The organism is Thiocapsa sp., from assembly GCF_022340925.1.
In the GTDB taxonomy this organism is placed as follows: domain Bacteria; phylum Pseudomonadota; class Gammaproteobacteria; order Chromatiales; family Chromatiaceae; genus Thiocapsa.
Window position 1 is genome coordinate 88,552 of record NZ_JAJDNA010000005.1, and the last position, 13,604, is coordinate 102,155.

Below are 13,604 nucleotides of genomic sequence, written 5' to 3' on the forward strand. Positions count from 1 at the left end.
CGGGTGGCGACGATCGTCCGATATGAGGTCCCGGAGGACGAGATCAATGATGTCCCCACGCCGACCCCGGACTTCTACATCGCCCGCTATCCGGTCACCGTCGCCCAGTTTCGGGCCTTCGTCGAGGCGAGCGGCTTTGAGCCGGGCGACGCCCGCGCCTTGGCGGATCCGGACTCGCGACCCGTGCGTCATGTTGCCTGGCGCGAGGCGCTGGCCTACTGCCAATGGCTGCACCAGATGCTCGCCACCAACCTGGTCTCGGACGGATGCGCGGCGGCTCGGCTGGTGCGGCGCCGCCGGCATCAGCCCACAAGGCATGCCGAAAACCGGTTACGGCGATAACGCATGGCCGGCGCGAGGGGCCGTGGGCCGCCCATATCAGGGGGCGGCGCGGCACGCCTTCATGCGCCGAGGCCTTCGCTCCCGCTTCTGCGGTCACGTCATGGTGGACGCGGCGCCTGACCAGGTCAGCCTCCAAAGCGGTACTGCACGACGACGTTCAGCAGGTAGATGGCCAAGAGGGTCAGGCTGGCCCAGCCGATGACGTGGCGGATGCGGTGCGGGCGATAGATGAGGCCGACCACCGCAACGCCGGTCATCATGATGGCGGTGAAGGCGGAGGCCGAATGGGTCGGGGCCACATGCGCGAGCAGCGGCCCCGGCATGAAGAGAAGGTCGTCAACGGCCAGGATCGCGGTGTTGAACAGATTGCTGCCGAGCAAGCCGCCGACCGCCATATCGAGCGCGCCAAGGCGTACGGCCGCGATCGTCACCACCACCTCCGGGAGCGAGGTGACCAAGGCGATGAAGAGCGTGCCGACGAAACTCTCGTTCCACCCCATCTGCTCGGCGAGGGCACGCCCCACGAACGGGAGCGCGATGCCGGCGAGTACCACCACGACCCCGGCCAGCGCATAGCGAAGCGACGCCTGACGGAGCGTGATGTTGGGGTAGCTGTCCGGCTCCTTGTCGGCGAACTGACCGACATGGAGCTTTTCATAATGGAAGACGGTCCGCACGGCCATGGCATAGAGGACCAACAACACGACGCTGTAGGCCCCCACGTGCCGGAGGCCCATCGGCAGGCCGGCGAGGGACAGGACGAGACCGAGGCCGATCACGGCCAGCAGGATGACGCCAAACCCGGAGGAGACGAGGTGGCCCAGGCTTGCCGCCCGATAGACCCCGTCGGGACGGTTCAGGACGTCGACCGCCACGAGGATCAGCAGATTGAAGGCACAGCTGCCCAAGATGTCGCCGGCGGCAATGTCCGGCGCCCCCACCACCGTCACCGAGCTGATGCCGGTGGCCAGCTCCGGGAGGGAGGTGACCGCGGCGATCAGAACGACACCGATCCAGGTGCCGCCCAGGCCTGTCTTGTCCGCAATCGCGTCTCCGTATCGCGTCAGCCGGGCGCCCGCGATGACGATCATGACAGTGCAGATCATAAACTCGAGCCAGGCGATCAAGGCAAGGGCCTCGTTTGCCAGTGAGTGCCCGCGATTCTAACGCGACGGCATGCTGTCTGTGCCGGGTTGATCGGCAGGCTGATTGCGGCCATCATCCGCAGCGCCGCCGCCCGTCCAGCCTCGGCTCGACCAATCGAGAGTGCAGGGCGGCTTCCTAGGGCCACGACACATCGCGGGCGCCGCTGCAACGCGTCGATGAACCTGGAGACAGGGTCCCTCCCCGAACGAACCCGTGTGATGGAGCCTAGATTGTATGCACCCCAGACGCCGACACGCCGCGATCCTCCTGGCCGTCGCACTCCCGGGCGCCGTTCTGGCGACCGACAAGGTCGTCGGTGATCGCCACGCCTTCCGCTCGCCGAACGGCATCACCGAGACGTGTGTGGCCCTCGCCAAGATGCCTGGCGGCGTCTATTCGGTCGAGGACCTGGCGCAGGAGAAGGCGCTTTGCGCCCTCGACATCTACGACACCCATGTCGCCATCTGCCCGAAGCTCAAGAGCACGAGCCCCGGCACTTTCGTCTACGAGCTCACGCGCGGGCCTTTCACCAACGATCAGGGTGGGTTCGAAGCCAAGGTCTGCCCGCGTGGCGAGATCCTGGTCCCCGAGGCGGACGGGCCACCGGCTGGCTTTAAGGTGACCATGAACGCCAAGGGCACGAGCGGGACCTTTGCGAGCGCCTCGCTCCTCTACTATCACTTCGCACGCTATCTAGGCGCCTCGGTGCATGTTCCGGTCAGCGTCTACCGCAGCATCGACCGCGCGACCCACGAGCAGCGGGTCACCCGTCGCGGCCTGGAGCTGTCGGCGGGCAAAAAGGCGCTTGCGATGAACCACGCGGCCTGGGAGGCGCTCGATGCGGTGGAGAAGGACCCCGCGGCCTACCCGGAAACCGACGAGCTCTTCACATCGGACCGCGGCCGCATTCACGGCGTTTTCCAGCATGTGCGGGGCAAGCGCTACGGGCCGGAGCTCAACGGCACGCGCAAGTCGGGTTGGGGCGAAGGCCAGAACCGTGACTTCCAGGAGACGGCGCCGTTCCTCGCCCTGCGCAGCGACAGGCCCCTCCAGGAGGCCATCGCGGAGGGGTTGGCGACGGCCCAACGCGACCCGGCGCTCAAGAGCGCGATGAAGGGCGGTGTCTCCAAAAAGCAGATAGCTTACTGGATGCAGGACCTCACGGAGATCACGCTGCTCGACTACATCTTCAGCCAGCAGGACCGGATCGGGAACATCGACTACGTCACCGCCTGGCTCTGGGTCGAGGGGGGCAGGGTCAAGCAGCAGCAGGCCGAGGGAAACAGCCCCCCGGCGTCGATCGCCGGGCGCAAGCCACTGCTCATCAAGCGGACTTGGCTCAACGACAATGATGCCGGGGGGGAAGATCAAGTACGCGAACTTTACCAAGAAGACCGCGATGCTGGAGAAGCTCCGCCATTACAACCCCGAGACCTATCGCCGGCTCATGGCCCTGGACAAGGACTTCAGGGAGCGCGGGAGGCTCTACGCCTATGCGCGCGCGACCTTCGGGCTGACGGACCGGCAGCTCGCCCAGCTCGTGACCAATACGCACGGGGCGGCGGACATCCTGCGCGCCACCTGCAAGGACGGCAACCTCCGGTTTGACCTGGGCCCGGGTGCCTTGCTGATCACCCGGCAGGTGCCGGCGCCCGAGCTCGATTGCGCCAGCCCTTGACCACGGCTGCCCCTTTACGCCCCTCGTTCGAACGGCGGCGTGCCGCCGGGGTCCGCGCCCTGCCTGCGATTCTCCGCTTCGCTGGCAGCACGACGCTGTTGCTGCTGGCTGCGCTGGGTCAGGCAGCGGCGGGCCCCCTGCGAGTCGCGGTGATCTCGGATCTTAACGGGTCCTACGGCTCCACCCGCTATGAGGCGAGCGTCGATCGGGCGCTTGAGCGCATCCTCGCGCTTAAGCCGGATCTGGTCATCAGCACCGGCGACATGGTGGCAGGTCAGCGCAAGCCGCACCTCACCAAGCCCGAGGTCGCGGCCATGTGGCAGGCCTTCCATGCGCACGTGAGCGAGCCGCTTGCTGCCGCGGGCATCCCCTTGGCGGTGACTCCGGGTAACCACGACGGCTCGGCCTATGGTGGCTTCGAGGCAGAGCGGCGTATCTATGGCGAGCAGTGGGGAGCGAGAAAGCCTGGTTTGCGCTTCCTGGACGATGCCCACTATCCGTTCTACTACGCCTTCGCGGCGGGCGACGCCCTCTTCATCTCGTTGGATGCGACCACGGTTGGCGGCCTTCCCGGTGAGCAGATGGACTGGCTGAGGGACCTGCTCGAGCGGCACGGGGGCGATTACGCGCAGCGCGTGGTCTTCAGCCACGTGCCCCTGTAGCCCTTCGCCCAAGGGCGTGAGCGGGACTTCATCGGCGACCCCGAGCTGGAGCGGCAGTTGCGCCAGCGCGGCGTGGACCTGTATCTCAGCGGACACCACCACGCTTTCTACCCCGGCCACGAGGACGGGGTGCACTACGTGAGCCAGTCCTGCCTCGGCGCCGGTCCGCGCAGACTGATCGGCAGCGCGGAGCGATCGCGGCGCAGCCTCACCCTGATCGAGCTTGACGGGCAGCAGATTCGGATCGCCGCCCTGCAATCCCCCTCCTTTACACGCCCTATCGACTGGGCCTGCCTACCCGTGCGCATCCGCTCCGAAACCGCGGAGTTGATTCGGGCCGACCTGGTCGATGGTGCGCTGGACGGAAGTCGGCAGGAAACCCCGCGGGGCGGGAAGGGGAGGGAGGGTTTCTCGCTCATCCGCCTCCGCCAGCCGGAAGACAGGGCGCCTCGGGGGCCGCATTGACAAGCGCGGCCGCGGCTCTGCCCGCCCTCGCTGAACCGGCCTTTGCGGCCCCGTCCCGTGGACCCTGGCGCCTGAACGCATCACCGAGGCAGCCGGTCGGGGCTCACCGTTGGCGCCGTTTTGGAGCCGCGCGCGTTTCGTTGCTCGCCGATGTCCCGCGGATACGTCTTCTGGGACGGCGTCTGCGAAGCTTCGCTGCCTGACCGATCACAGGACCGCGCCATGGATGCTGTTCCAGCCCCCCGCCCGCTCGAGCGCTTCCTCAATATCTTCACCGAGGTCAGACGCGGCGAGGCGGCGTCGGCTCTCCTCCTAGCCCTGAATATCTTCCTCATCCTCACCGCTTATTACGTCCTCAAGCCGGTGCGGGAGGCGCTGATCCTGGTGGGGGGGCGCCGAGATCAAAAGCTACGCCGCGGCGGGACAGGCCCTGCTGCTGCTGGCCGCCGTGCCCTTCTATGGTTGGCTCGCGAGCCATGTGCCGCGACGCCTGTTGATCAACGGGGTCACGCTTTTTTTCGCCGGCTGCCTGTTGGTGTTCTACGTCCTGGCGCATATGGAGGTACGCATTGGCGTGGTCTTCTTCCTCTGGGTCGGGATCTTCAATCTCATGGTGCCGGCCCAGTTCTGGGCCTTCGCGAACGATCTGTATAGCCCCGAGGCCGGCAAGCGCCTGTTCGTGATCGTCGCCTTCGGGGCCTCTTTGGGCGCCGTCGCCGGCAGCTTCATCGACTCCGAGCTCATCGCCCCGCTCGGTGTCTACCAGCTCATGCTGGTGGCCGCCGGCATCCTGGCACTGAGTCTGGTCATCACCAACGCGGTGGAGCAGATGGAGCGACGCCGCCCGATCGCAGCAGTCGCGACCGGAGCCGGTGCCGTCCAAGACGAGCCCCTGCGCAAGGGCGACGCCTTCGCGTTGGTTTTCCGCAGCCGTTACCTGCTGCTGATCGCGCTGTTGATGCTGGTGCTGAACTGGGTCAACACGACGGGCGAGTACATCCTGGGGCGAACCGTGTTGTCGGCGGCGGAGCGGGCCGTCGCGCAGGGCACCGCCGGTGGGCTGACGGAGGAGGAATACGTCGGCGAGTTCTATGCCCGGTTCTTCACGGTGGTGAATCTGGCGGGGCTGCTGCTCCAACTCTTCGTGGTGTCCCGGGTGCTGAAGTACTTTGGTGTCGGAGTCGCGATCGTGATCCTCCCGCTCATCGCCCTCGGCGGCTATCTGATCGCGGCCTTCTACCCAGTCCTCGCGATGGTGCGCTGGGCCAAGACGGCGGAGAACGCCACCGACTACTCGGTGCAGAATACCGTGCGGCAGGTGCTCTTCCTCCCGACTACCCGCGAAGAGAAGTACAAGGCCAAGCAGGCCATCGACACCTTTTTCGTGCGGGCGGGCGACGTGCTCTCGGCGGCCCTCGTGTACGCTGGCACGAGCTGGCTCGCCTTGTCGACGCAGGGTTTCGCCCTGGTCAATGTCGTGCTGGTGACCGTCTGGCTCGGCATTGCCTTGCTGATTGGCCGGCAATACAAGCGTCTGACGGCTTCGTCCGGCTCGTGACCCCTGCCGATCCAGCCAGAATGAGTCCGGTTCTCGCCAGGCTGGCGCGCACCAGCCTGTCGAGCCGGATCCTCGTCGGACTCGCCCTGGGCGTCTTCGTCGGACTCTTTTTCGGTGAGCCGGCCGCGGCTCTGCAACCGCTTGCGGATGTCTACATCCGGCTGATGCAGATGACGGTGCTGCCCTATCTGTTGATGGCGCTGATCGTCGGCTTCGGTCAATTGGAGGCCATTCAGGCGAAAAACCTGGCCTTGCGTGGCGGCGCGCTCTACTTGGTGACCCTACTTCTCGCGTTTGCGGTCGTCGCTGCGATGCCGGCCGCCTTCCCCAGCATGCAGAGCGCCACTTTCTTCAGTCATGCGCTCGAAGAGCCGCGCCAGCCCTTCTCGATCGCGGACCTCTACTTCACCGCGAACCCCTTCCATTCCCTCGCCAATGCCGTGGTGCCTGCGGTGGTGCTCTTCAGCACGATGATCGGGATCGGGCTCATCGGCCTGGAGGACAAGGAGTCCGTCCTGAAGGTCTTGCGGGTCTTCAACGCCTCGCTGGTGCGCATCACCCAGTTCGTCGTCGGACTCACGCCCGTCGGCGTGTTTGCGATCGGCGCGGTGACGGCGGGCACCATGGCGCCTGAGACCTTCGCTCGGCTCGAGGCCTATTTCCTCGTCCTGATCGCCGCTTCCCTGCTGCTCGCTTTCTGGATCCTGCCCTTGCTGGTGACGGCATTGACGCCCTTCACCTATCGGGAGGTGATGGGCGTGGCGCGCGACGCCCTGCTGACCGCCTTCCTGGCGGGCAGCGCCTTCATCGTCCTGCCGATCCTGGTCGAGCGCACCAAGGCCCTGCTGCGCGAGCGTGGCCTGCTGAGCCCGGAGAGCGATTCTGCCGCGGACGTCCTGATGCCGATCCTGTTCAACTTCCCGAATGCGGGCCGGCTGCTGACTCTCCTGTTTGTCCCCTTCGCCGCCTGGCTGGCGGGCAGCGCGTTGACCTCCAGCGACTACTGGGTCCTGCTCGCGGCTGGCGTGCCGAGCTATTTCGCCAAGGCGCAGGTGGCGCTGCCCTTCCTGCTGGACCTGTTCGAGATCCCCCACGACCTGTTCCAGCTCTATATCCCTACGACCATCATCGGGGGCAAATTCGACTCCCTGGTGACGGCGATGAACCTGCTCACCTTCGCCCTGCTCGGCGCCGCGGCGATGGGCGGATTCCTGGTGCTGCGGCGCGCGGCGTTGATCCGCGCCGGCATCGCGATCATCGCCGGTATCCTGGTCACCGTGCTTGCGGTCCAGCTGCTGCTGGGAGCTCTGATCGACACCGGGTATCACAAGGACGACGTCCTGAGGCGGATGCACCTGGCGCGGCATGTGGCAGAGACGATCGTGCACAGGGACCGCTCCGGGGTCTTGTCCGACCTAACGACGCTGGAGCGTATTCGGGAGCGGGGCACGCTGCGGGTCGGTTACGAGCGTTCCAACTTGCCCTTCAGCTTCTTCAATGCTGAGGGACAGCTGGTCGGATTCGACGTCGAGCTCGCGGTCGCCCTCGCCGAGGCACTCGGGGTGACGGCCGAGTTCGTTCCCGTTGAATGGCCCGAGCTCGCCGCCGTGGTTGCCGACGGCCTGATTGACCTGATGCCGGGCGTCTGGTACCGGCCCTACTGGTTCTCCTCCCTGCGACTGAGCGAGCCCTACCACTACCAGACCATGGGGATCGCCGTGCGCGACGAGCGCCGGCACGAGTTCATGCGCATCGAGGCGTTGCATCGCAGCCGGGGACTCCGGATCGGTATCCCGCTGGACCGATCCCAGGTCGCGTCCAGCATCGCCCGCTACTTCGGCAACACGCCGGTGGAGCTCGTCCCTCTGCCCACCGCGGTGCCGTTCTTCGAGGGGCGCCAAGGCGATCTCGATGGCTATCTGATGCCCGCCGAGGGGGCGTCGGCCTGGACCCTGCTGCATCCGCAGTTCACGGTTGCCGTGCCCCAGCCCGATCCCGTAAAGATCCCGACGGCGTTCGGTCTGCCGCTGGGCGCGCGCGACCTGGCCGAAGCCGTCGATGAGTGGGTGGTCTTCGCGACCAGCGAAGGTTCGGTGAAGCGCGCCCACGACTATTGGGTGCTCGGCCAGGGGGCGGAGGACCAAGCGCCGCGCTGGTCCATCCTGCGCGACGTGCTTGGCTGGGGCCCCTGATCCTGTCTCCACCGAGATCTGCTTTGGCCGGAGTGGACCGCGTCACCTGGGGCAGATCTTGCGTTGCTGTTCGGCGTTGATCTTCAGAGCCGGATCCGACCGGAAGCGGGCGAGCTTGCCATCGATCCACTTCTCGCATCCCCCGCCGGAGCAAGGAGCGTCGTTGCGCGCCTTCTCCCAGTAAGCCTTGGCCTTGCTTTCGGGCCAGTCGCAGAATTGCATGAGGGCCATCGCAGACACCGCCCCCGAGGAATGCACACCCCACATGCAGTGGACGAGGATCGGTCCCTTGCTCGGGTCCTCGATGACCGAGTGGATCTCGCGCAGGATGTCGTGGGCATTCCCGGACGAGCCCTTCGCGTAGTCCATCGTGTGTGATCCGCAACTGGTCTTGCCGAACTGCGTTTTGGACCCGAAATCGACATAGCGCACGCCGGAGAATCCCGCTTCGCAAAGGGCCGCGCGCTGTGTGTTGTCCAGCCCACTGTTGTCCTTGTCCCCGCCCTTGAAGCCCGCGCGGTAAAGGACGCCACCGAGCACCGGGCGTACATAGGCCATCCCCGGAATCCTGCCATCGCCTTTCGCGAGCATCTGTGATTCACTTGGACCGCCATCGCGGCGAACGAATTCGGTGCCGGCGGCGGCGGTGGCGACAAGGGACGCGAGCGTCATGACGATGATGCGGGTTCGCACGTGCATGTGTGTGGCTCCAGGGTGTGGGGTGTGTCAGTGGCCCGGCTTTCGTCGGCGCTGACATTGCCTCGACAGCTGGTGGCCCCGGCGCGCGTGGTGCCCGTGTTGGGACAGTCCTTACGGACCGAGCAAGACGCGCGCCCGGCCGAGGACCGCCTCCAGCATGGCCGGCGTGAGGCGCCCCGTCTGGGTGTTGTGGCGGCTGCAGTGGTAGGAATCGAGCAGGCGCAGGTGGCCGAGTCGATGCTCGGCGCCGTGCCCGAAGGGATATGCCGATCGCTTCGCCCCGAGCGCCCTGATCACCGCCTGGTGCGCGATCAGCCCCAGTGCCAGCACCAGCGCCGAAGAATGCCCGGCCAAGGCGTGGATCTCGCCGGCCAGATAGCGATTGCAGCGGCGGATCTCCTCGGGCAACGGCTTATTGAGCGGTGGCAGGCATTTGACGGCGTTGGTGATGCGGCAGTCGATCAGCCGCAGACCATCGTCGCGAGCGACGGACTCCGGGGCGGTCGAGAACCCGAAGCGGTGTAGGCTCTGGTAGAGCAGGATCCCGGCGTGGTCGCCGGTGAAGGGACGGCCGGTGCGGTTGGCTCCGTGCATCCCCGGGGCCAAGCCGACGATCAGCAGCCGCGCGCCGGGGTCGCCGAACGGTGGGACCGGGGCGCAGTGGTAGCCTGGGTTGTCCGCTCGGACGCTCAGCAGAAAGCCGGCCAGACGGGCACAGTCGCGGCAGCCGGGGTCGAACGTCCGCGCTGCCGTCGCGGGCCGGTCGCTGGCGCCGCGTCGCTGCTCGGGTCCAGCGGTGTCCTCAGGGCCCCGTCTGTCCGAGGTCCCAGCACGAGGGTGGCGGGTCACGCGATGCGCACAATCAAAGCCGGATCCATCTGGACATGACACACCAACCCGACCTTCGAGTCCAGGTTCGCGCTGCCGATCTTCGCCGGTCCGAGGACGCGTCGGCCGTGCTGGCGCTGCTGGATGCTTATGCCGCCGACCCCATGGGCGCCGGCGAGGCGCTGTCGGCGGGGGTCAGGGCCCGGTTGATCCCCGCGCTCCGCCGCGTGCCCGGTCATCTGGTACTGCTGGCCTTCGATGGCAGGCAGGCCGTCGGTTTGGCGGTCTGCTTTCAGGGGTTCTCCACCTTTCGTGCCCGTTGTCTGCTCAACGTCCACGATCTCGCGGTGCGGCCCGGGTATCGGCGCCGCGGTGTCGCGACCGCGTTGCTGACCGAGGTCGAGGCCGAGGGCAGGCGCCGGGACTGCTGCAAGCTCACCCTCGAGGTCCGCGACGACAACCCCGCCGCCGAGGCCCTCTATCGCAAGCTCGGTTTCGGCCCCGGGAGCGCGGCTGGCCGGCCCGCTCAATATCGGTTCCTGGAGAAGCGTATCGGCCACTGAAGGTGCGCGAGTTTGTCGTGGATCGTATCTTGTCGCATCATGCGCGACCGAGCATTCAGGGAGCATCAGACGCCGGCATGACGGAGATCACGACCTACAACGCGGAGGGGCTCGAGCGCCTGCCGCTGAAGGACTTCACCGAGAAGGCGTACCTGGATTACTCCATGTACGTCATCCTCGACCGCGCACTCCCGCACGTCGGCGACGGCCTCAAGCCGGTCCAGCGGCGTATCCTGTACGCCATGTCCGAGCTGGGGCTGTCCGCGGCGGCCAAGTTCAAGAAGTCCGCACGGACCGTCGGCGACGTGCTCGGCAAGTTTCATCCGCACGGTGACTCGGCCTGCTACGAGGCCATGGTGCTGATGGCCCAACCGTTCAGCTACCGCTACCCGCTGGTCGACGGGCAGGGCAACTGGGGGTCGCCGGACGACCCCAAGTCATTCGCCGCCATGCGTTACACCGAGTCGCGGCTCGCGCCCTATGCCGGTGTCCTGCTCGACGAGGTCGATCAGGGCACGGTCGATTGGCAGCCCAATTTCGACGGCACCTTGGAGGAGCCCAAGCTGCTGCCGGCGCGTCTGCCAAACCTCCTGCTCAACGGGGCGACCGGGATCGCCGTCGGCATGGCGACCGACATCCCCTCGCACAACCTGCGCGAGGTGGCGCGCGCCTGCATCCACCTGCTGGACCATCCGAATGCGACCCTGGACGATCTGATGCGCTTCGTTCCCGGCCCCGATTTCCCGACCGCGGGCGAGATCGTCACCCCGCCCGAGGATCTGGTGAAGATCTACGAGACCGGCGGGGGCAGTCTGAAGCAACGGGCCTGTTACGAGCTCGAGCGCGGCGAGATCGTGATCACGGCCTTGCCCTATCAGGTCTCGGGGAGCCGCGTCCTGGAGCAGATCGCCCAGCAGTTCAATGCCAAGAAGCTGCCGATGGTCGAGGACTTCCGCGACGAGTCCGATCACGAGTTTCCGACCCGATTGGTGATCGTGCCGCGCTCCAACCGGGTCGACGTCGAGCGCCTGATGTCGCACCTGTTCGCCACGACGGACCTGGAGCGCAGCTTCCGGGTGAACATGAACCTGATCGCGCTCAACGGCCGGCCGCGGGTCATGAACCTGCGGGAGATCCTCCTCGAGTGGCTGAGCTACCGCACCGAGACAGTCCGTCGCCGCTCGCAGCATCGTCTGGACAAGGTGCTCGAGCGTCTGCATCTCCTCGACGGGTTGCTGATCGCTTTCCTCAATATCGATGAGGTGATCCGCATCGTGCGGACGGAGGACGAGCCCAAGGTCGTCCTCATGGCCCGGTTCGCGCTCTCCGATGCCCAAGCAGAGTATGTCCTCAACACCCGGCTGCGACAGCTTGCGCGCCTCGAGGAGATGAAGATCCGAGCCGAGCAGACCGAGCTGGCCGAGGAACGCGACCGGCTGCGGGGGATCCTGGGCGATGAGCGGGCGCTCAAGCGGCTGATCTCCGGAGAGATCAAGTCTGATGCCGAGAAGTACGGCGACGACAGGCGCTCGCCCCTGGTGGCGCGCGCCAGCTCAACGGCGATCGACGAGATCGACCTGGCCCCCAGTGAGCCGGTGACCGTGGTCCTGTCCGAGAAGGGCTGGGTCCGCGCCGCGAAGGGACATGAGGTCGATCCGACGGGGCTCAGCTATCGGTCCGGCGACCGCTTCCTCACGGCGGTCCGGGTGCGGAGCAATCAGACACTGGCGTTTCTCGACTCGACCGGCCGCAGCTACTCCTTGCCGGCCCATAGCCTGCCGTCTGCGCGGGGTCAGGGCGAGCCCCTGACCGGTCGGCTCGACCCGCCGCCAGGTGCGCGTTTCGTCGCCGCGCTCGGTGAGCCACCCGACGCCCGGGTCCTTATCGCATCGGATGCCGGTTACGGTTTCATCGCACGGGTGGAGGATCTCTATGCCAAGCCCCGGGCTGGAAAGTCCGTGCTGACGCTGCCCCAGGGGGCGGAGGTCTTGACGCCCGTGCCTGTCCCCGAGCAGGCCGGATCGCGGGTTGCCGCGGCGACCAGCAGCGGTCATCTGCTGCTGTTTCCGGTCACTGAGCTTCCGGAGATGCCGCGGGGTAAGGGCAACAAGATCATCGGTGTGCCCGCGGCCCGGGTCGCGGCCCGCGAGGAATGGGTGGCGGCGCTTGCGGTGCTGCCCACTGGGGCCAGTCTCCTGGTCATCTCGGGTAAGCGGACCCTGACCTTGAAGCCCGCCGATCTCGATCTCTATCAGGGCGAGCGCGGACGGCGCGGACGCCTGCTTCCCCGCGGTTTTCAGCGGGTGGAGGCCTTGGCGACGGCTTAGAAGCCTGTCCCCTTCGGCTCGCGACGATCGCCCAAGTCAGACAGGAACCCAGGCCAGGGCATCACACGCACAAGGCGAGGGCCAAGGCGTCACCGGCGTGTCCGCGTCGCCCGGATGGAGCGCGAGCGGAAACCGGTAGAGGCCTTGTAACGGATGGGGAAACAGAGTGATTCCAGGGAATCTGGATTCCGCTTCGCTTCGACCAGGCTCCATTTCGCTTTGCTTTGTCCGGCCTTATCCCCTTGCGCTGTCCGGGCCCGGGGCTGACTCGGTCCGAGATCCCTGCGCGGCGTCGGCGCTCAGGACATGTAGCTCAGAGCCTCTTCACCCGGGTGGGGCAATCCGGCGATGCGCCAAGCCTGACGGCAGGAGCCGAAGAGGCGGCGCACGGCATCTTTGTCCATCCCGTGGGTGCGGCAGATCTGAGAGACCGGCGGGATTGCGCCGTAGGTCATGCGGTGCTCGCGCAGATAATAGATGATCGACCAGTGGTCTTGCGCGAGCGGGCCGACGCCGTCGAGCTCGGCAATGACCCGGGCCATGCCGGCGTTCCAGAGGGTCGGATCGAGCAGGAACCCCTCCTCGTCGAGTGGCAGGGGGCGGCGTGCGGACCGGGATTGCTGATGGATGGCTGCTTGCGTCATGTCTGATCTCCTTTGGCGTGGGGTCAATCTAAACGATTTATGCCGACATAAAACACGGCGCTTGCCTGATAAATATAGTCAGAATTAGACACGCGTCAAATCCAATTCTCGCAGAATCAACGGATGCCCGAGCTGACCTTGCCGCTCGCCTTGTTCAACCTGCTGCCAGGCGTCTTCACGGGCGCCGCCGACAGGCCGGCCGGCTCGGGGAATGCGGCTTCGCTCGCGCACCGATTCGGCCCGACGAGCCGGCTCAGAGTCGAATCTGGTGATGCTCCAGCGGATAGCCGCGGTCGCGGTAGTAGCGGAAGCGCTGCCGTCCGGCGAGGCGAGCCGCGGGATCATGATCGATGGGCTCGCAGAGCCGCTCGAAGCGCCCGAAGAAGGCCGGAACCTGGGGCGCCAGATTGATCAGCACCTGATCCTCGGTCACCGGGTTGCCGTCTGCGCTGATCAGGATGGGCGTCAACGCCGGGTCGCTCCGGCCGACGAGCCCATGC

The 13,604-nt window shown here is 66.6% G+C and carries 13 protein-coding genes; 8 read left to right on the forward strand and 5 right to left on the reverse strand.

What is annotated here, in order from left to right; all coding sequences use genetic code 11:
* Positions 1-3 precede the first annotated feature (3 nt).
* Entirely contained in the window at positions 4-342 is a 339-nt protein-coding gene (locus LJE61_RS01005) for an SUMF1/EgtB/PvdO family nonheme iron enzyme (RefSeq protein WP_296917127.1), read from the forward strand.
* A 125-nt stretch (positions 343-467) separates the two neighbouring features.
* On the opposite strand, the gene LJE61_RS01010 is transcribed toward LJE61_RS01005, so the two are convergent.
* Positions 468-1,469, reverse strand: coding sequence for a sodium:calcium antiporter (locus LJE61_RS01010; RefSeq protein ID WP_296917129.1), 1,002 nt, complete (start codon positions 1,467-1,469; stop codon positions 468-470).
* 253 nt (positions 1,470-1,722) lie between these two features.
* Between LJE61_RS01010 and LJE61_RS01015 the strand changes: the two genes are divergently transcribed.
* The 5 genes from LJE61_RS01015 (at position 1,723) to LJE61_RS01035 (ending at position 8,043) form a co-directional block, all read left to right on the forward strand.
* Positions 1,723-3,096: a hypothetical protein gene (locus LJE61_RS01015; protein WP_296910870.1), complete on the forward strand. Its 1,374-nt coding sequence runs from the start codon at positions 1,723-1,725 to the stop codon at positions 3,094-3,096.
* Positions 3,097-3,162: 66 nt separating this feature from the next.
* Positions 3,163-3,828: a metallophosphoesterase family protein gene (locus tag LJE61_RS01020; RefSeq protein ID WP_296917131.1), complete on the forward strand. Its 666-nt coding sequence runs from the start codon at positions 3,163-3,165 to the stop codon at positions 3,826-3,828.
* A 57-nt stretch (positions 3,829-3,885) separates the two neighbouring features.
* Entirely contained in the window at positions 3,886-4,293 is a 408-nt protein-coding gene (locus tag LJE61_RS01025; RefSeq protein WP_296910867.1) for a metallophosphoesterase family protein, read from the forward strand.
* 448 nt (positions 4,294-4,741) lie between these two features.
* A complete protein-coding gene (locus LJE61_RS01030; protein WP_296910865.1) occupies positions 4,742-5,851 on the forward strand; it encodes an NTP/NDP exchange transporter in 1,110 nt (369 codons plus the stop codon).
* Between the two features lie 20 nt (positions 5,852-5,871).
* A complete protein-coding gene (locus LJE61_RS01035) occupies positions 5,872-8,043 on the forward strand; it encodes a cation:dicarboxylate symporter family transporter (protein ID WP_296910863.1) in 2,172 nt (723 codons plus the stop codon).
* A gap of 42 nt (positions 8,044-8,085) precedes the next feature.
* Here the strand turns inward: LJE61_RS01035 and LJE61_RS01040 are convergent, their stop codons facing one another.
* The gene (locus tag LJE61_RS01040; RefSeq protein ID WP_296910861.1) at positions 8,086-8,742 is read right to left on the reverse strand and encodes a protein-tyrosine phosphatase family protein; all 657 of its coding nucleotides are present in this window, start codon (positions 8,740-8,742) and stop codon (positions 8,086-8,088) included.
* 111 nt (positions 8,743-8,853) lie between these two features.
* On the reverse strand, positions 8,854-9,450 hold the full coding sequence (locus LJE61_RS01045) for a uracil-DNA glycosylase (protein WP_296910874.1): 597 nt from the start codon (positions 9,448-9,450) through the stop codon (positions 8,854-8,856).
* 176 nt (positions 9,451-9,626) lie between these two features.
* Between LJE61_RS01045 and LJE61_RS01050 the strand changes: the two genes are divergently transcribed.
* Together LJE61_RS01050 and parC are read left to right on the forward strand one after the other, a co-directional pair.
* On the forward strand, positions 9,627-10,133 hold the full coding sequence (locus LJE61_RS01050) for a GNAT family N-acetyltransferase (protein ID WP_296910859.1): 507 nt from the start codon (positions 9,627-9,629) through the stop codon (positions 10,131-10,133).
* A gap of 77 nt (positions 10,134-10,210) precedes the next feature.
* On the forward strand, positions 10,211-12,460 hold the full coding sequence (gene parC / locus LJE61_RS01055; protein WP_296910857.1) for a DNA topoisomerase IV subunit A: 2,250 nt from the start codon (positions 10,211-10,213) through the stop codon (positions 12,458-12,460).
* Positions 12,461-12,759: 299 nt separating this feature from the next.
* Here parC and LJE61_RS01060 read toward each other — a convergent pair whose 3' ends face one another.
* Both LJE61_RS01060 and LJE61_RS01065 read right to left on the reverse strand, forming a co-directional pair.
* A complete protein-coding gene (locus LJE61_RS01060; RefSeq protein WP_296914067.1) occupies positions 12,760-13,104 on the reverse strand; it encodes a TusE/DsrC/DsvC family sulfur relay protein in 345 nt (114 codons plus the stop codon).
* A gap of 253 nt (positions 13,105-13,357) precedes the next feature.
* A partial coding sequence (locus LJE61_RS01065; RefSeq protein WP_296917133.1) for a DNA polymerase III subunit chi occupies positions 13,358-13,604 on the reverse strand: 247 nt, incomplete at its 5' end.

Bases quoted from the DNA above. Each gene is read 5' to 3' on its own strand.
- LJE61_RS01060 (WP_296914067.1), bottom strand. From the start codon at position 13,104: ATGACGCAAGCAGCCATCCATCAGCAATCCCGGTCCGCACGCCGCCCC.
- LJE61_RS01035 (WP_296910863.1), top strand. From the start codon at position 5,872: ATGAGTCCGGTTCTCGCCAGGCTGGCGCGCACCAGCCTGTCGAGCCGG.
- LJE61_RS01050 (WP_296910859.1), top strand. From the start codon at position 9,627: ATGACACACCAACCCGACCTTCGAGTCCAGGTTCGCGCTGCCGATCTT.
- LJE61_RS01040 (WP_296910861.1), bottom strand. From the start codon at position 8,742: ATGCACGTGCGAACCCGCATCATCGTCATGACGCTCGCGTCCCTTGTC.
- parC (WP_296910857.1), top strand. From the start codon at position 10,211: ATGACGGAGATCACGACCTACAACGCGGAGGGGCTCGAGCGCCTGCCG.
- LJE61_RS01015 (WP_296910870.1), top strand. From the start codon at position 1,723: ATGCACCCCAGACGCCGACACGCCGCGATCCTCCTGGCCGTCGCACTC.